Source organism: Arthrobacter sp. BF1, from assembly GCF_056680215.1.
In genome coordinates this window covers 3,278,883-3,297,089 of the sequence record NZ_CM155271.1, presented here as the reverse complement: position 1 = coordinate 3,297,089, position 18,207 = coordinate 3,278,883, and the positions used below count along the sequence as shown (strand labels likewise).

General features: G+C 61.7%; 13 protein-coding genes and 1 pseudogene. 8 read left to right on the top strand and 6 right to left on the bottom strand.

Going from position 1 to position 18,207, the window contains the following annotated elements; genetic code table 11:
* Window positions 1–112: 112 nt before the first annotated feature.
* Window positions 113–1,036: an IS3 family transposase gene (locus tag AC1MCD_RS15470; RefSeq protein ID WP_498673136.1), complete on the bottom strand. Its 924-nt coding sequence runs from the start codon at window positions 1,034–1,036 to the stop codon at window positions 113–115.
* Window positions 1,037–1,188: 152 nt separating this feature from the next.
* Here AC1MCD_RS15470 and AC1MCD_RS15465 point away from each other — a divergent pair.
* Window positions 1,189–2,510, top strand: a pseudogene (locus AC1MCD_RS15465) (ISL3 family transposase).
* On the opposite strand, the gene AC1MCD_RS15460 reads toward AC1MCD_RS15465, so the two are convergent.
* The 3 genes from AC1MCD_RS15460 to AC1MCD_RS15450 all read right to left on the bottom strand — a co-directional run bounded on the left by AC1MCD_RS15460 (window position 2,454) and on the right by AC1MCD_RS15450 (window position 4,793).
* Window positions 2,454–2,738 carry a hypothetical protein gene (locus AC1MCD_RS15460; protein ID WP_498673135.1) on the bottom strand — a complete coding sequence of 95 codons (285 nt, stop codon included), beginning with the start codon at window positions 2,736–2,738 and terminating at the stop codon, window positions 2,454–2,456. The pseudogene AC1MCD_RS15465 and the gene AC1MCD_RS15460 overlap by 57 nt on opposite strands.
* A 20-nt stretch (window positions 2,739–2,758) precedes the next feature.
* Complete coding sequence (locus AC1MCD_RS15455; protein WP_498673134.1) at window positions 2,759–3,070, bottom strand: hypothetical protein; 312 nt, start codon at window positions 3,068–3,070, stop codon at window positions 2,759–2,761.
* 220 nt (window positions 3,071–3,290) lie between these two features.
* Entirely contained in the window at window positions 3,291–4,793 is a 1,503-nt protein-coding gene (locus tag AC1MCD_RS15450; RefSeq protein WP_498673133.1) for a tyrosine-protein kinase domain-containing protein, read from the bottom strand.
* An 872-nt stretch (window positions 4,794–5,665) separates the two neighbouring features.
* Here AC1MCD_RS15450 and AC1MCD_RS15445 point away from each other — a divergent pair.
* The 5 genes from AC1MCD_RS15445 to AC1MCD_RS15425 all read left to right on the top strand — a co-directional run bounded on the left by AC1MCD_RS15445 (window position 5,666) and on the right by AC1MCD_RS15425 (window position 14,610).
* Window positions 5,666–7,618 (top strand): acyltransferase family protein, encoded by a 1,953-nt coding sequence (locus AC1MCD_RS15445; protein WP_498673132.1) that lies wholly within the window; start codon window positions 5,666–5,668, stop codon window positions 7,616–7,618.
* A gap of 1,106 nt (window positions 7,619–8,724) precedes the next feature.
* Entirely contained in the window at window positions 8,725–9,351 is a 627-nt protein-coding gene (locus tag AC1MCD_RS15440) for a TetR family transcriptional regulator (protein WP_498673131.1), read from the top strand.
* Entirely contained in the window at window positions 9,348–10,958 is a 1,611-nt protein-coding gene (locus AC1MCD_RS15435) for an MDR family MFS transporter (protein ID WP_498673130.1), read from the top strand. Before AC1MCD_RS15440 ends, AC1MCD_RS15435 begins: the two co-directional genes overlap by 4 nt.
* 339 nt (window positions 10,959–11,297) lie before the next feature.
* Window positions 11,298–12,686 carry an O-antigen ligase family protein gene (locus tag AC1MCD_RS15430; RefSeq protein ID WP_498673129.1) on the top strand — a complete coding sequence of 463 codons (1,389 nt, stop codon included), beginning with the start codon at window positions 11,298–11,300 and terminating at the stop codon, window positions 12,684–12,686.
* Between the two features lie 721 nt (window positions 12,687–13,407).
* Window positions 13,408–14,610, top strand: a complete 1,203-nt coding sequence (locus tag AC1MCD_RS15425; protein ID WP_498673128.1) for an acyltransferase family protein — start codon at window positions 13,408–13,410, stop codon at window positions 14,608–14,610.
* A 14-nt stretch (window positions 14,611–14,624) separates the two neighbouring features.
* On the opposite strand, the gene AC1MCD_RS15420 is transcribed toward AC1MCD_RS15425, so the two are convergent.
* Both AC1MCD_RS15420 and AC1MCD_RS15415 read right to left on the bottom strand, forming a co-directional pair.
* Complete coding sequence (locus AC1MCD_RS15420) at window positions 14,625–15,056, bottom strand: hypothetical protein (protein WP_498673127.1); 432 nt, start codon at window positions 15,054–15,056, stop codon at window positions 14,625–14,627.
* A 172-nt stretch (window positions 15,057–15,228) separates the two neighbouring features.
* A complete protein-coding gene (locus tag AC1MCD_RS15415; RefSeq protein WP_498678374.1) occupies window positions 15,229–15,693 on the bottom strand; it encodes an Lrp/AsnC family transcriptional regulator in 465 nt (154 codons plus the stop codon).
* Between the two features lie 160 nt (window positions 15,694–15,853).
* Here AC1MCD_RS15415 and pdhA point away from each other — a divergent pair, with 160 nt between their 5' ends.
* Together pdhA and AC1MCD_RS15405 are read left to right on the top strand one after the other, a co-directional pair.
* Window positions 15,854–17,095 (top strand): pyruvate dehydrogenase (acetyl-transferring) E1 component subunit alpha, encoded by a 1,242-nt coding sequence (gene pdhA / locus AC1MCD_RS15410; protein ID WP_498673126.1) that lies wholly within the window; start codon window positions 15,854–15,856, stop codon window positions 17,093–17,095.
* Entirely contained in the window at window positions 17,092–18,204 is a 1,113-nt protein-coding gene (locus AC1MCD_RS15405) for an alpha-ketoacid dehydrogenase subunit beta (protein ID WP_498673125.1), read from the top strand. Before pdhA ends, AC1MCD_RS15405 begins: the two co-directional genes overlap by 4 nt.
* Window positions 18,205–18,207: the final 3 nt, after the last annotated feature.

Sequence of the window (18,207 nt, the reverse complement as noted above, 5' to 3'; positions counted from 1 at the left end):
TATGGTTATTGGTGGTCATTACTTTGGTGCGGCAGGTGTAGCGGCGGGGTTTGCAGCCAGCGAACTCGTTGTCCTTGTGATGGTGGTAGTAAGTGTGATCTCGTGCAACCCTCTACCGAGGACAGGTGAACATAGAGGGTCTGAATAGGCCGAGCCAGGGGCAACCACTTTCTGCGCAGCGGTAACCGGTAGATGATCCTGTGTGGCGACTTCTGGCGATTGTTGCAAACCCCAAAAGGCCGAAAGCTGCAACACCAACGAGATCACCAGCAGGAATGGGTCGTCTGAACCGTCCCGGGAACCATGCCGCCTGTTTGTTGGCGGCGTCGTCGGGCAACGAGCCGGTTAGTAGATCGTAGTATGCCTGCTCGTATTCCTCTGGCGTCTGGTCGTCCAGGGCGGAATGCAGTCGTTCGTTGTTGTACCAGTGAACCCACTCGAACACGATCTCCATCACGTCGGTTTCGGTCTTCAACGCCCCGCCACGGAACGGTGAATCCCTCGCGACTGCCTCGTTCTTGAACAAACCCATCACGGTCTCGGCGGCCGCATTATCGTAGGCATCACCCACGCTGCCAATGGACGGCTGCAGGCCCTCCAGGGCCAGGGTGTCGGTGTAACGGATCGAGGTGTACTGGCTTCCGGCAGCTGAATGGTGAATCAGTCCTGCCGGCGCCGGGCGGCCGGTGTGTTCGCGTCGCCACAGGGCCATCCGCAGGCAGTGTTCGACGAACGTGGTGTCCTTGACGGTCGAGGTTTCCCAGCCGACGATCGCCCGGGAGTACAGGGCGATGACTCGGGCGACGTAGACGAATCCGGAGTTGACCGGGACGTAGGTGAAAGCAGTGACCCAGGCCCGGTTCGGGGCCGGGGCGGTGAAGTCCCGGTTCAGCAGGTCACCGTCAGAACGGCCGTCCTTGCCCGGGATGGTGGTGCGGGTCCGGCGGCCCCTGACGAGCCCGTTCATCCCTTCTTCGCGCATGAGCCGGTCCACGGTGTGTTGGAGGCTTCCGGGAAGCCGTTCCGCCGCAGCCACTGCGTCATTTTCCGGCCCTTCGCAGATGAGCGTGGTTAGGGCGGTCTGAGCCTCCGGCGCGGTTTCGGTGCGGCGTGGTGCGGGAGGAAAGGGGTCAGGGCCTCTTTGAATTGGTAGCGACCAAGCAAACCAATATCAAAAGAGACCCTGACATGAATAACTCTATGTCTTGTTCTGGCAGCCGCTGGTGCACGCGCGCGGATGCGCTGCTCGGTGTCGAGGGCGTCCACGTCAGCTCCGTCACGGCAACCCCAGGCGGACTGATTCTGGCCGTCGAGACCGACGATGACGTTACCGGCTGCCCCGATTGCGGCGTCGTTGCGGTCGGCCACGGCCGGCGCCAGGTCCGGCTCCATGACATTCCGTGTTTCGGCAGGCCGGTACGGCTGTTGTGGGCCAAGCGTGTCTGGCGCTGCCCGGATCCGGATTGCCCGAGGGCGACGTTCACCGAGGAGCACCCGCTGGCCGGGCCACGGGCGAAACTCACCGACCGTGCCGTGCACTGGGCAACCGACGCGCTGCAGCATTTTGACACCTCGGTATCGGCACTGGCCCACCAGCTCGGCGTCTCCTGGCACACCGTGTGGCACGGGATCCGGGCCGAGGCCGCGCGGCGGATCGCTGACACGGGCCGGCTGAAGGGGGTGAATGCGCTCGGCGTCGACGAACATGTCTGGGCCCACACTGGTCCGCCCGGCACGGGGATGGTCACCGGGATCGTGGATCACACCCGCGACGCGGACGGCACCGTTCACGCCCGGCTGCTGGACCTCGTGCCGGGACGCTCCGGGAAGGCTTACGCCGACTGGCTCAAAGACCGCGGGAACGGGTTCACTTCCGGGATCAAGACCGCGGCGCTGGATCCGTTCCGCGGCTACGCGAACGCGATCCGCGACGAACTGCCCGAGGCCATCACGGTCCTGGATGCTTTCCACGTCGTGAAGCTTGGTTCGGCCATGGTCGATGAGGTCCGCCGCCGGGTCCAGCAGGACACTCTCGGGCATCGGGGACGCAAGGGTGATCCGCTCTACGGTATCCGCCGGACTCTGCAGATCGGGGCCGAACACCTTAGTGAGAAACAGTCTGCGCGCCTCGATGCGAAACTCACTGTCGGGGACCCGGACCACGAAGTCATCCTCCCGGGCAGTGCTATCAGAAGCTCCGGAACATCTACCACGCCCGGCCAGACCGGGGCAGGGAACTCGTCAACGACGTGATCTCATCATTCCCGACGTGCCCGATCCCCGAAGTCGCGCGCCTGGGCCGGACACTCAAGCAATGGAAGACCGCGATTCTGGCGTACTTCGACACGCACGGCGACTCGAACGGCCCTACCGAAGCGATTAACGGCGTCATCGAAACCACACGCAGAATCGCCCGCGGCTTCCGCAACTTCCCCAACTACAGAATCAGATGCCTACTCGCCGCCGGCGGCCATCGGCCCTACCGGATCAAGCTGACAAACCATGCCTAAATGCGAAGGCCCCATTTTCCGCCTCCCGTACACGATCTCGGGCCGGGGACGTCCCTTCGCATCCGGGACTTTCAAACTGCGGAGCGCGTCGGTGATGCGGGCGTCTTCGATGGTGCGCAGGGCCGGCAGGCGTGTCTTCCACGCCCGGTAGGTTCGTGCGGCGACCTGCACGCCCTGCTCCCGCAGGACGGCACAGATCGACTCGAACGCATAACCAACAGCGCGCATTTCATCGGTGAATCGACAGATCAGCGGGGCCGAGGGTCGAGCTCCCTCGCGAAGAAAATCGAAGCCTGTTTGAGGATCTCGTTGGACTCTTTCAAGTCCCTCACCTCAGCCCGGAGCCGCTTGATCTCCTCCAGCTCATCACTGCTCGCTCCGGTCTTCTCACCCGCATCGACCTGGGCCTGGACACCCCAGCGCCGCAGCCATTCAGGGCCGACCCCGAGCTTCGGAGCCAGCGCCTTGCAGGCAGCATAGACAGATGGGTATTCGGACAACCGATCCAAGGTCATGCGCACTGCACGGTCACGGACTTCGGGCGGGATCTGCTTGGGCATAGTCACTATCTTTCTCAAAGAAGATAGCGGCATCAAACCCGGGACGGTTCACAACTGGCCGGCTGGTTTTTCGTCCGCGTGCGCCTTATCGAGGTTGGCAAGACCGCGTCGTGCGTACAGCCCCGGCTTGGACGCACCCCTTGCGTAGATGGGCCAATCTTAGTACCGTCCTTTCCGAGCTGGCAGGGTGGGAGGCAGCGCGACAACGCTGGCCGTCCTCCTAGTGGAGCGGCAGCTTTTTGCGAGGAAAGACAGTTGGCTCTGGTGATTCACGCGTCGGCAGATCCGTCTGGTACTGACTGTGCAACGTCTGTGGTGTCACGGCATCTCCGTCCTCGTTAGCCGGCATTCTTCCCGGATCGGACGCGAGCGGCCCTGAAGAGTAGGAATAGGAGTAGGTGTACGCATCTGGACCCTTGGTCGGGAGGCGATTAAGCACTACTCCAAGCGTTTTGGAGCCCACCAATTTGAGTGCCGATAAAGCCTTTGTTAGGTCGGGCTGCCTTAGTTTGTGCGACCCGACTACTACGACGACGCCGCCAACATGTTGTGAGAGGACGGCTGCGTCGGTAACGGGAAGCAGTGGCGGCGCGTCAATGACAAGAGTATCGAACACAAGCTCCAGTCCGGAGATCAGCTCTTGCATTTCACGCGATCCAAGCAATTCGCTCGGATTGGGCGGAATCTGCCCCGAAGTCAGGACATAGAGCGAGTCATCGCCCCAGGGCTGGAGCAACTCATTCACGTCCGCAGCACCGACGAGTGTTGTCGTAAGGCCGGCGTTTCGATCTAGTCCTAGGTATTCGTGGACCATAGGCCGTCGGAGATCAGCATCAATTAGGCACACGGTTTGCCCACCCTGGGCGAGCGCAATGGCAAGGTTGGTCGCTGTGGTGCTCTTGCCTTCGCCCGGAAGCGAGGACGTAATCAGAATTGTCTTGGCCTGACCCGAGACGTTTGAAAACTGGAGGTTGGTCCGAAGCTGTCTAAAGGATTCGGCACGGGGGCTTTGCGGAGGGGCTTGTGTTAGAAGCGGCTTCCGGGTTGCGTCCTGGTCAAATGCAATTCCGCCCAACAGGGGAGCGTCCGTTACGCGGCGCAAGTCCTCCTCGCCCCGAATACGATTGTCCAGTGTGGCTCTCAAAATGGCCGCGACTAATCCGGCGGCGAGTCCTCCAATAAGTCCGACGAGTAAGTTCATGCGAATGTCGGGCGCCGACGGGAGAATTGGAACGGCGGCAGGCTTGGTTACAGAAAGGCTTACAGGCGAGGACCCTCCTGCCTTGGGCTTCTCGAGCGAGTCGACTGCACGAACGAGGCTTTCAGCAACTGCTTGAGCAATTGCTGCTGCTTGCACAGGCGAGCTGTCCTCAACTGAAATGTTGATCAAGACTGTACTGAGTTCCGTGCTCGCTTTGACTTTGTTGGCTAGAGCGCTGGACGTAATGGGCAATCCAAGTGCGTCGACTACAGGCTGCAACACAATGGGGGAGCCCACAGTCTTGACGTAGGACTGGACACGAGCTTGCCCAAAAGTATTGCCCTGTTGCAGTTCTTGGATAGAGCCAGAACCCTGAATTGCTACGAACAGTTGGGTATCTGCAGTATAGGTTGGCTTGGAAAAAATCGATACTGCGCCGGCGAGCAAGAGGCCGCCAAGGATCATTGCAACAATCAATGTCCAGTTCCGCCGCAGGATGCGCAAATTGTCGCGTAGGTCCAAACCAGGGTCCCCCTATGTAATTGCTGGGACCTGCCGAAGGCACGCCACCAGAACAGCGTTATTCGTGCGGTCCACTCAATTGTACCCGCAGTGCAACACCCACTACCGGTCGTTCGACCGTTCGATGACCGTGGGATGCACTAGACCCTGCATCAGGAGCTCGCAGTCGGAAGCCAGTCTTTGATAGAGCAGATACTTCCTGGGCCTCGCGCGACCGCCAATTCGCAACGCTGTAGCGGAAGCCACCGCAAGTTCGGCATTAACTCGGTGTCGGAGTCGAGGGTCGTGGTCCCAGCTAGAGAGCACTATGGACGGTGTCATCGCAGATGTCCACCTGTATGCAGACAACGAACAGGGGAATAAAACCCGGCCGCAAGCCCAATGATTGGACAACAAGAAGCAGATGGCCCACACGGTGCCGAATGCGCCGACTTGGTCAGGGGTTGGCATATATAGGGAAACGTTGATGGTCGACGTGGCAGGTCATGAGACCAGACGGGACATGCTCCGCACTTACGGACACAGAGTGGCGGAATGTGCGGAGCATATTAATCGACTTCGGGGACGGACCACGGCTGGACGCGGCAAGCTTCCTATTCACCAACTGGATGAGTCTGTGACCGGCTTCCTTGAGAGCCACCGCCGAGTCATGGCATTGACCCGCTGTCGGACAAGAGTTTGCTCCACGCCGACATGTACTAGGCGGCCAAGCTCGAGGAGGTTAGCGTGATCATTGGGATGGTTGGTTGCCGGTAGGCTATCCCTGCATTCATGCGCAAAAAGGGGGTTTACTTTTGTCTGTCGGTCTCAAGCGTCCGCGTCAAGAAAAGTTACAAGTGGGAGCTAAGCACTTTCGGGCAGACATACAGGGGATGCGGGCGCTTGCCGTGCTCGGCGTTGTCCTTTATCACGCCGGAGTTCCGTTCCTTCCGGGCGGCTACGTCGGGGTCGACGTCTTCTTCGTCATATCCGGCTTCTTGATAACGGGACTACTTTTCCGGGAGTTTGAGCGCTCTGGCCGAGTTTCCTTCAGGGATTTCTATGCCCGCCGAATTCGGCGCTTGCTGCCCGCCTCGGCGCTAGTCCTGGTCGCGACGGTCATCGGGGCGAAAGTTCTGCTACCGCCGCTTTTGCTGCCGGACATTGGGAAGGATGCTGTAGCCACCTCGATGTTCGTCTCCAACATCCGGTTCGCCCAAACCGGTACGGACTACCTCGCCGGCACTTCGCCGTCTCCGTTCCAGCACTACTGGTCGCTGGCTTTGGAAGAGCAATTCTATTTCGTGTGGCCACTGATTATGTTGGTGGCCGCAGGCACTGCTGCAATCAAGCGGAGGAGGCGCATAGTAGTGGTGCTGGCCGCGCTCACTGTGGTGTCCCTGATAGCTGGAATCGTACTCACTGGAATCAACCAGCCTTGGGCGTTCTTCGCTCTCCCTACCCGAGCGTGGGAACTCGGGGTGGGAGGACTACTCGCCTTGATGGCACCGCTTCTGTCGCGAGTGAACAATGCCGCTAGCCTTGTCACAGGTCTAGTGGGGCTATTTGCTGTAGTGGTCTCCATGTTTCTCTTCAACCACGAACTGTTGTTTCCCGGATGGGCGGCACTGCTCCCTGCTCTAGGCACAGGGTTGATGATTGCCGGCGGACAGTCCAACGGGTTGCGTGCTCTGAGCATGCTTCCCCTCCAATACGTCGGCAACATATCTTACTCTCTCTACCTTTGGCATTGGCCTTTGCTCACCTTGGCAAAGATACGGCTCGGCGATGATTTAAGCGGGTGGACAGCAGCCGGCCTTGTTCTGGTGTCGGTGGCTCTGGCCCACCTTACTTACCGATTCGTCGAGTTAAGGTTCCAGCACGCCCGAAAATTACGAGCCAGTCCGGCCAGGTCGTACGGCTTCGGAGCGGGACTGACCGTTGTGGCATTGGCCGTAAGCTTCAGCGTTATGCGGCTTCCGGTGCTGGATGCAGGAAAATCTGTCCCGGAGCCCACTGCCGAGCAGCTGATGTCATCGCCGGTTTCGCCAGCCTTTGTCCCTTCCAACCTGAGCCCGAGACTTGAGGATGCGGCCGACAACCTCGCAAAGGTCTACGAAGACGGTTGCCATGCGGACTACGAGGATACTTCCTCTACTTCCTGCTTGTACGGGGACGGATCTGGGACGGGCTCCATCGTTCTGTTCGGGGATTCTCACGCGGCACAGTGGTTCACACCGCTAAACGAGGTTGCTACCTCTGAAGGCAAGCAGTTTGTGAGCTTGACGAAGTCGGCCTGTCCTTCGGTGGACGTTTCGGTCCGGAGCGAACTGTCGGATGCTTACCCTCAATGTGACTCATGGCGCCACGAGAGCCTCCAGCGCATCCAAACCTTGCGTCCTGAATTGGTAGTGATTTCTAATTACTCGACCGCCTACCGGGAACTCTTAGCAGATGCTGATGACTTCGAGCAGAAATGGCGGGAGGGATTGACGCGAACGTTACAGTCGCTTCCCATACACACTCGGGTTGTCGTCTTAGGAGACACCCCGGCATGGGCTGAATCTCCTAATGTGTGCCTGTCGGCAAGCCTTCACCATGCGGACAGGTGTGGCGCCCCGCGCGACGACATGATCGATGTGAAGGCGTATCGAGTAGAACAGGAGACTACGCAATCTATGGGCGACGAGTTTGTCTCGCCGATTGATTGGATTTGCCGGGACTTTTGTTCGCCTATTGCGTGGAACAAGCTTGTATTTCGTGACAACAATCATCTGACCAACGAGATGGCCAGCTCTTTGGTGGGCCATCTACGCCGGGCTCTGAGCCGAACGTCGTTGCCTTAGTTCTGGCTGTTGGTCGAGGTCCTTAAGGAGGACTGGGGCTTGTGCCGTATTATCTCGACTAGTCTTCTTGTGTTGTGCGGGAAGTATGAGAATTGGAAAATCGTGCTCGGGGCTGGTGCCGCCGTGCTCGCCGTGATCTTGGCCTGAGCCACTGTGGCAATGTATGCAAGGGCACAGTAGATACGCGACCGTGAAGGGGCGGCCGTCCCAAAAAGTTTTTATTTGGGGAAGGTGATGTGCACGCCCGTTTCCTCGCCTTGCGGGTGGGTCTCTTCATCGTCTCTGGGGACAGATTTCTGCAACTATCCTTTGGAAGCGTTAATCTGCCTGCGTTCGGTGTTTTAGGCGCCATAGTCGCGGACCGTGGCGTACATGGCCCAGGTGGGGCGATGCGGGCCGGCCGAGATCAATCAGGGCCCCGCACGTCGCCAAGCCTAACTTTGCGGTGATGGACCCGGTGCGGCATCTTACGCCGACTGGCCCTACGCGGGAGACAGCTCCGATGCCCTGATAGACGTGAGCCGACCGGGTCAGAGGCTCGGGTTACCAAGGGCACGCGCACAAAGTACTTAAACTTGAGATTCCGTGTGTTCCGTACACCGTACTGTTGCTCGCAGTTCGCCCCGTCCGTCGTCCTTTTCGTAGCGCGTTACATGATTGGTGGCCTTGCCGCAGCATGGGCAGAAGGTCTTATGTTGTTTTGTCCCCATTGCAAGATTGTATCCGGAGCGAGCTTCCTCCAAAATGTGTAGGGGAACAGACCGTTTGCGGCTCTTCTTTATGTCAAGGACAATCAGGCACGAATGCCGAAGACGAGCATGCTAGAAACGCGGTTCCAATGGTGCTGGGTTCTCCGTTCCCGGAGCACGATTCAGGATGCCACTACCGCGGGTTTGCGCCACATGTGGCGATGGTCGGTGGGCATTCGTTCCAGTGAATGATGATGTTGGGCGAGCCCTGGCATGGTGGCAGCGGCTTGGCCGCATGGGCGCGCCCGGCGGCGGCGCTGTGGTGGGCCTTCCTTCGACCCGCTGGAGGACAAGATAACTGCGGCTGCCATAAACTTGCAGTTGTGCAAGAAGTGCAGTCATGCAAAAATGTACGGCATGGCCCATTCGATTACGTCCACACTGCGCGAGCGCAAAAAGTTTGAGACCTGGACTTTTATCCACGAGGCCGCGGCGTCGCTCGCCCAGCAGCGCGGGCTTGAGCAGGCCACCGTGGAGGTTATTGCGGAGAGTGCAGGCGTATCGCCCCGGACGTTCTTCAACTATTTTCCCGCCAAAGAGGACGCTGTCTTAGGCCTCCGCGAGCCCGTCCTTGATCCGGACGAAGCGGCGAAACTCGCCGCTGCAACGGATCTTCTTGGCCAGGTGTCCATGCTTCTTGTCTCGGTAGCCCGGTCAGCGCTGGGGAGTACCGACACCCGCCGCCGCCGCGAACTGCTGCAGCGGTACCCTAACCTGCACCGCCGCCAGATGGAGTACATGGCCAAGGGCGAAGCCCTGGTCTGCCAAGCGGTGATCGCCGCACTGGCCGAGGATCCTTTCTGGTCCGGGGGCATCGAAGGCTTCAGCCTTGAGGAGACCGCCCGGATGCTGGTTATGCTCGCCGCCGTGCCGGCCAAGTTCACGGCAACAACTCCCGATTTCGACACCGCTTCCGGACTCACCCCCGCGGAGTTATCCCCCGCGCTTGCACTCTTTCACCATTTACAAAGGACACTTTCATGACCACCCCCACCACCCCGGACATGGCAAAGGCCCCGGAAAAACAGCACATCGTGCTGCTGTTCGTCGGTCTGATGCTCTCGATGCTTCTCGCGTCTCTCAACCAGACCGTGCTCAGCACGGCACTGCCCACGATCGTGGGCGAGCTCCATGGCGTCAGCGACATGCTCTGGGTCATCACCGCCTTCATCCTTGCGTCCACCATCACGATGCCCGTCTACGGCAAGCTAGGTGACCTGATGGGCCGGAAATCCCTGCTGATCGCCGCCATCACCCTGTTCATGATCGGCTCCGTCATCGGCGCGATGGCCAACGACATGGGCATGCTCATCACCGCCCGCGTCATCCAGGGTCTGGGCGGCGGCGGGCTCATGATCCTCTCGCAGGCGGTCATCGCGGACGTCGTCCCGGCACGCGAACGCGGCAAATACATGGGCCTGATGGGCGGCGTCTTCGCCATTTCCTCCGTGGCCGGACCGCTTCTGGGCGGCTGGTTCACCGAGGGGCCCGGCTGGCGCTGGGTCTTCTGGATCAACATCCCCCTCGGCCTGCTGGCCCTCGCCGGTGCATTCTTCTTCCTGAAGCTGCCCAAGCACACCGGGAAGCCCAAGCTGGACCTCGGCGGCATGATCCTGCTTGCCATCGCCACCACGGCACTGGTGCTCTTCGCCACCTGGGGCGGCAGCAAGTACGACTGGACTGACCCGATCATTCTGTCCCTCATCGCCGTCACAGTCGTAGCCGCCGTCGCGTTTGTCTTAGTCGAGCGCCGGACCGCGGAGCCTATTATCCCGCTGCACCTGTTCAAGGACCTGAACTTCAACCTCTCGACCCTCGCGGGCCTGCTGATCGGTGTGGCCATGTTCGGCGCTATCGGCTACCTCCCCACCTACCTGCAGATGGCCTTCAGTGTTAACGCCACCGAATCCGGGCTGCTGATGATCCCCATGATGGGCGCCCTGCTGGTGGCCTCCGTGGGCTCCGGCCAGCTGGTCAGCAGTACCGGCCGGTACAAGTGGATGCCCATCGCCGGTTCGCTGCTGGTGGCCGTGGCCCTGGTGCTGCTGTCCACCCTCAAGCCCGGACAGCCGCTCTGGGAAATCTGCGCCTACCTCGCCGTGATGGGCGTTGGGCTGGGCCTGAGCATGCAGATCCTGGTCCTCATCGTCCAGAACTCCTTCCCGCTGCGGGAAGTGGGCACCGCCACGGCGTCCAACAACTTCTTCCGCCAGATCGGTGCCACCCTCGGTTCCGCCGTTGTGGGGAGCCTGTTCGCCAGCCGGCTGGCAGACCTCCTCACCGAGCGACTGCCCGCCGCCGCGACGGGCGGCGGCACACCCGGCGGGTCGAACTCTCTCACCCCGGCGGTCGTTAACCACCTGCCCGCCGAGATCAAGGATTTGATCGTCTCCTCCTACAATGACGCACTGACGCCCATCTTCATCTGGATGGTTCCGCTCGCGGTGATCGCCGCCGTAGTGCTGGTCTTCATCAAGGAAAAGCCGCTGGCCACCGCCATCGAACACGACGTCCTGTCCGAGTCGATTTCCGAAGGCAACATCCTCATCACGGTTGACGATGACGACGAGCCCGCCATCGCGTCACGGTAAGGGGCCGGGCAAAACGACCCGCAGTATTCGCCTCCCTAGCCTGTCTCAGCCGTTCAAAGAGTTTGGTCCGTAGCCGTGGCGTTGCTTGCCACGGCTCCGCAGTGAATTAGTGAACGTAGCCGGTCGAAAGAAGCCTATTGTCAGACTTGTAGACTGAGTAGGTCTATGTCTGGCTATCTGGGGGAATAAGTGGAGTCGACAATCATACTCGGAGCCGGCACCGCCGTATTAGTGGTGATCCTAGTCGGACTAGTGCTGGTCACGTCCCGGAAGCGGGATGACTTTCCGGACTACTTACGCGCAGGACATTCTCCTAGGCCGCCCTTGGGTGCGTCCTTCATGTCTACGCCGGTTTCCACCCTCTTGCTCTGGGTGGGCCTATTCACCGCATCGTGGGACAGGTTCATGCAGGTCAATGTGGGCAGCTTCAACCTGAAGATCTCAGTCGTCGCGCTAGCGCTGAGTCTTAGTCTCACGTTGTTAGAGTCTGGGGGCCGCAGGCTGACCCTTGGGAATCGCATTGTGACATGCACGGTAGTCATCTTGGCGGCATACTTCTTTGCGGGACTGTTCGCTGAAAGCGTTCCTCTAGCGCTTACACAGCTCGCTACGATCCTGCTGGGCGCCGTCGTGCCGATGCTAGCCGCCCTGTGGAATGCCCGAATGTTTGGAAAGCTAGAGCAGGCATTGACCGCTTTTATCTACGGCGGCATGTTCGCGAGTGTCTTTGGGCTATACCAGCTCGTCGCCTTCTACATAGGCCTTCCGCAGTTCGTCGTGTACCGAGCAATGAGTGGAGGGCTTGGCCGAATCTCGTCGTTTTCCTATGAGGCCGGCTACTTCGGATATTTCCTTGCGCTGGTGATCGGCGCCGTATTTGCTCGCGCACACCTGCGGGGAACGAACGTTAGTAAATTGCAGGTCCTGTTCCTGTTTGGCGTGATGATTCTCGCCAACAGTAGGGCGACAGTATTCGTCCTCCCGCTATTGCTCATACTCCTGCTCTTTCGGAAGCCGAAGTCGAGCGTCCAGACCAAGCTTGTGTCTGTTGCGTTCGTAGGAGCCCTGCTCATCGCCGTCGCTTGGCTTATCTTCCCGACCTACTTCGAGGCCATCGCTGGTAGGGCAGCAACGGTGTTTGACGCCACGGAACAAACGTCGAACGTGCCCCGTCTAAATAGCTTCGCGGTGGCGTGGGAGCTTATTCGAGAGAGTCCCATCGTGGGTATCGGTGGCGGCAACCTTCGTGATGCAGCGTCAGGCCTTACTGGGGTCATCGATGACCGGCTCTCGTCGAACGAGGTCATCGCGAACAACGTCTGGCTCCAAGCCATGCTGGACGGCGGCGCCCTGCTCCTCGTGGCTGAGGTCAGCCTTGTCATCGTTGCGGCCGCCACGTTGTACCGCCGTCGGACTCCAGCGTCGAGGTTCCTTCTCGGCGGCTGGCTCACTGTGCTGTTGGTTTCGTCAATGATCACGTCATACTTCTTCGACGTGAAGATGTGGGTTGTGCTGGGCCTGGCGGTCGCACTCTCCGAAGTGAAACAAGCTCAGGAGAGAGGCCACGGGGAAGGCGTTGTCGACGGTCAGGACGTTGTTCGCCAAGGCGATGTGGACGATAGGCCCGGGAAGCGATTTAGCACCCTTAAAGACCGGGCCGGTGGCCGTGTCGTTGATGACACTGTTGCCAGTGAACGCGCAGTCGTGAGGGGCGTAGAAAACTGCTAGCTCGCCGTTGAGCAGTCACGATGTTGCCGCTGGCGGTGATGCGGTGCAAAGGCTATCGACAACGTTCTTGATGACGCATCCTGTGATGGTGCTGTGAGGTTGATCCCCTGAGGCGCGGTGTTCTTGACGGTGACGATTTCCAGAAGGCCTGGACGGTATCAACGCGTATGCCATGGCCGCCCACCTCCTGGACCGGGACACCTTGGAGGTGTTGGCCGCGCGGGCTCTTACACGAGCCCTGACCTGTTGTGTCGCCTCTGCCGATTGCCTTTGATTGTGACGCCGTGTGGCCGCGCCGGCTCCGGCAGGAGACTAACCCCGGTAGCCGATGAGTGGTTCCGGCTGGCATGTGTATGCCATTTCCCCGCTCCGGCCAGCAGCTTGCCTGGCAATGGGCGCCCCCATGTCGATCTCCGCGGACGCCCAATGCGAGTCCACACCCGGCGGGTCAACTCCCATACTCTGCGGTGGTCAACCACCTGCCAGAGGAGATCTTCATCTGGATGGTCCCGTTGGCCGTGATCGCCGCCGTCGTACTCGTCTTCATCAAGGAAAAAGCTGCCGGCTACCGCAATCGAACACGACCTCCTCTCCGAGTCGATTTCCGAAAGAAACATCCTCATCGCGGCTGACTACGACGACGAGCCCGCGACCGCTTCACACTAAGGGTCTACCCAGCCTACGTTGGCGTAGTTATAGAAACGTTATGTACGCTGGATGAGTGAATTTCTGGTCAAGTAGTGGAACCCCGACATCAGCGAACGGTCCGGCTGCGCCCGCAAACGGACTCATCTCCGGACGGAAACACGCCCTGGACGGACTGCGCACCATCGCGGTCATGGGCGTCTTTCTCTTCCATACCGTGACGGAACTCGTCCCCGGCGGATCGATCGGCGTGGACGTGTTCTTCACGCTCAGCGGCTTTGTGATCACCCTCCTGATCATGAAGGAGTACCAGGCCACAGGCCGGCTGAAGCTGGGCGTCTTCTACGCCAAACGGCTCGCCCGGCTGTGGCCCGCGCTGCTGGCCGTCTGCGCCGTCGTGGTAACCGGGGGACTGATCTTCCCCCAGTCAGGATGGGGCGGCCAGGAAGCCAATGCCATCCCCGCGGCCGGCTACGTCATGAACCTTTCCAACTTTGGTCTTTTCGGTTCCTCCACCGGCGGCAACGCGCTCAGCCCCACCTGGACCCTGGCCGTCGAGGAGCAGTTCTACCTTGTCTGGCCGCTGCTCCTGCTGGTGATGCTGCGGTTCTGGAAGCTCCGCACCGTCGCCTGGCTGACCGCCGCCCTGGCCGCCGGGTTCCTGGTCTCACGGTTCCTCCTGGTTATCAACGGCGCGCCGCTGGCCCGGCTCTACAACGGGCCGGACACTCGGGCCGATCAGCTGCTGCTGGGCTGCACCCTGGCCCTGGTGTTCGCCTCAGTCAGCCCGGGCTCCCGGGTCCACGCCGCCCTGCAGGCCGGTGCACGATGGGCCGGGCCGCTCGCCGGACTCGCCCTGGTGGCCGCCGTGTTCGTCCTCAAGGAGCCGAATGAAGCCGGCACCTGGTTCGATGTCTTCTGGAGCGGCGGTCCCACCGCCCTGGCACTGCTCGCCGGACTGGTCATCGGCTCGCTGGTCCTCCGCCCGGCCGGCCTCGCCTCACGGATCCTGAGCCACCCCTGGCTCGCCAACCCCGGCCGCGACCTCTCCTACGCCGCCTACCTCTGGCACCTGCCGGTCTACCTCCTGCTGATACCACTGGTCCCGTCGCTCTGGCTCCGCGTTCCGCTCGCGGCAGCGCTGACCGTGCTGATGGCATGGCTGTCGTTCCGCTTTGTGGAGCGCCCCATCCGCCGCTGGGCCTCCAAAAAGTTGGAGCCCGCCGTCGTCCCTTCCGTTCCTGAACGAGCCCGGGAGCTGGAGCCCGCCGTCACCTAGCCGCGCCAGGCAGATCAGCCCACGCAGGCGCTTCGGTCGGTGGTCAAGTTGAAGTCGCCGTTGGGCGAGATGGTGAACCCGGTAAATTGGAGCATGTTGTCGGCCGATCCTTTGCTGATCATGCGGAACTGATCCAGGACGGCGACGCTTCCGTCCGCGTTGAAATCCGTCCAGGCGTTCTCATTGAGGACGTATATGTTGCCCTTGTCGCCTATGCCTTTGGCTTTGATGGAAACGTGGTAAGTAACGGTCCCGTCGGCCTTCGTGTGGCTGACTTGATGGTAAGTGCCATCGATGTTGACGATTTCGTTGGTACAGCTGGTGAGGTACCCGCCGATGGCGCCAAATCGGTCGACCTGGGCCGGGGCAGCCATCGCTGCGGAGGCGGGGAGGGCTGTTGCTAACACGACAGCAACCCCCGCGAGAATGCGGCTAAACGTATGCATCGACAGTTCCTAACTTCGAAGGACCCGCAGGCGGGCGATGACCGCAGCCTAGTTTCGGCCCAGCTCAGCGCGCCAGAGATTGCGCTACTGGTTCTTACATCGGGTAGGTATGGCGTAGGCGACATTGCTTTAGGTATGCCCTAGACGCTTCCCGCCACGGACCGCGGACGCACTAACGCGTATCCACATCCTCGAACACCAGGAACGTCTGGGTGTCCAGGACGCCCGGCATGGACTGCAGCTGGTCGAAGATCACCCGACGGAGGTCCGTGTTGTCGATGGCGCGCACCAGCAGGATGACGTCGAAGTCCCCGCCCACCAGGGCAATGTGGTGGACCTCCGGGATGGCCCTGAGCTCCTCCCGGAGTTCGCGCCAGGAGTGCTGGCTGACCTTGAGCGTGACGTAGGCGGAGGATTTGAGCCCCGCCTTGATGGGGTCCACCAGGGCCGTGAACTTGGTCAGCACCCCTTCACTGGTGAGCCGCGCGATCCGGGTATAGGCGTGGGCCCGGGAGATGTGGACGTTCTGCGCCACCTGGGTGACGGACATCCGGCCGTCGCGGGTCAGTTCGGCGATGATGTGGCGGTCCACGTCGTCCAGCGGCGCCGGTTCGGCCTGGTCTGGTGTGCCTGCCAATGTGTCCACAGCTCCCTGCCGAAGTACCGCCCGTGCTTACGATTCGTCTCCCAGAATAGCCATCATTGGCTGACTTCTCCATGATTCGCGTCAGGTCTGGATACGAAAGTTCCGTTAGGTCAATACTGGGAGTGAATAGTGGCTACAGAAGGACTGACCAATGACGATCTCCGCGGACCACTCTGCGCCCCGCACTGCCCCGGGCTCTGCGCCGGACCACGCCCAGCGGCGCCCGGTTGAAAATGCCGTGACGGAAGCCGTGCGCAAGTTCGGCATCACGGTTGAGGACTACATGCTCCCCGCCCGGCACCAGATCCAGATGGTGGACCCGGAGGGACGGCTCCTCGCCGGAGGCGAGCAGGGCACCGAACCCGGCCACGAGTACCCGTTGCCCGGCGATGCCGAACTGCTGGCAGCGTACGAGCAGCTCGTCGTCGGACGCCGCGTCAACGATCAGAACTCGGCACTCGTCCGGCAGGGGCGCATGGCCGTATACCCGTCCAGCCACGGGCAGGAGGCCTGCCAGGTGGCGGCGGCGCTCTGCCTCGCCGAGGGCGACTGGCTGTTCCCCACCTACCGGGACGCCGTGGCGGTCATGACCCGCGGCGTTGATCCCGTGCAGACCATGACCATCTTCCGCGGCGACTGGCACAGCGGCTACGATCCCGCCAAGCACAAGGTGGGCATCCAGTGCACGCCGCTGACCACACAGCTGCTGCACGCCGTCGGGGTTGCCCACGCGGCCAAGCTCCGCGGCGAGGACACCGTGGTCATGGCCATGTGCGGCGACGGCGCCACCAGCGAAGGCGACTTCCACGAAGCCCTGAACTTCGCCGCCGTCTTCCACCTGCCGGTCATCTTCTTCGTCCAGAACAACAAGTACGCCATCTCGGTTCCGCTGGCGCACCAGTCCGTGGCCCCTTCCCTGGCGCACAAGGCTGTTGGCTACGGGATGGCCGGTGAACGCGTGGACGGCAACGATGTGGTGGCCCTCCTCGCCGTGCTGGACCGCGCCGTTGCGCTCGCCCGCGGCGGCTCGGGCCCGCTCCTGGTGGAGGCGAACACCTACCGGATGCAGGCGCACACGAACGCCGACGACGCCACCCGCTACCGGCAGGACAGTGAAGTTGCCGAGTGGCTGGCCAAGGATCCGCTGAGCAGGATGCGGACGTACCTCACCGATCGTGGACTGCTGGACGACGACGGCGCCACCAGGATCGCCGCGCATGCTGAGGACGTTGCCACTCAGCTTCGTGAAGGGCTGGGTGAGGATGTTCCCGTCGATCCGCAGGAACTCTTCCGCCACGTGTTCTCCGAACCCACACCCCAACTGAAGGAGCAGGCCGCCATGCTGGCCGACGAACTTGCCCGCGACGCATCCGCCGGGGAGGCCTCCAAATGAGCCCGACAGTCACCACATCCTCCGAAGCGAACGGCAACGTCAGCGCAGCCACGGCCCGGGCCGCAGCCTCCGCCGCGTCCGCGGCCGAGGCTTCGGGTCCGCAGTCCGTCACCATGGCCAAAGCCCTGAACACAGCCCTGTCCGATGCGATGCAGGCCGACCCCTCCGTCCTGATGTTCGGCGAGGACGTGGGCCAGTTGGGCGGCGTTTTCCGCATCACCGACGGCCTCACCCGCACGTTCGGCGAGCAGCGCTGCTTCGACACGCCCCTGGCCGAGTCCGGCATCGTCGGCATGGCCGTGGGGATGGCCATGAACGGGATGCGGCCGGTGGTGGAGATGCAGTTCGATGCCTTCGCCTACCCGGCGTTCCAGCAGATCGTCAGCCACGTGGCCAAGATGCACAACCGCACCAAGGGCGCCCTGAAGCTGCCCATGGTGATCCGGGTGCCGTACGCCGGCGGGATCGGGGGAGTGGAGCACCACTGCGACTCCTCCGAGTCCTACTACGCCCACACCGCCGGCCTGAAGGTCTTCACGCCCGCCACCGTGGCCGACGCCTACCGGATGCTGCGGGAGGCCATCGACTCGGACGATCCGGTCATGTTCATGGAGCCCAAGAAGATGTACTGGTCCAAGGACATGGTGGACCTGGACGACCTTCGGGCTGCCCACTCTGCGAATCGTAAGGCGGGGACGTCCTCGGAAGGCCGCGCCGCCGTCGCGCGTTCCGGCACTGACGCGACGCTCATTGCCTACGGGCCGTCGGTGCCCACGGCGCTCGCCGCGGCTGCCGCCGCTGCCGAGGAGGGGCGCTCGCTGGAGGTCATCGACGTCCGCTCCATTGTTCCTTTCGACGACGAGACCGTGTGCGCGTCTGTCCGCAAGACCGGCCGGGCCGTGGTGATCGCCGAGGCGCACGGCTTCGCGTCCGTATCCTCCGAGATTGTGGCGCGGGTCCAGGAACGCTGCTTCCACCACCTCGCCGCGCCCATCCGCCGCGTGACCGGATTCGACGTCCCCTACCCGGCGCCCAAGCTCGAGCACTACTACCTGCCCGGCGTGGACCGCATCCTCGACGCCGTTGACAACCTCCAGTGGGAAGACTGACCA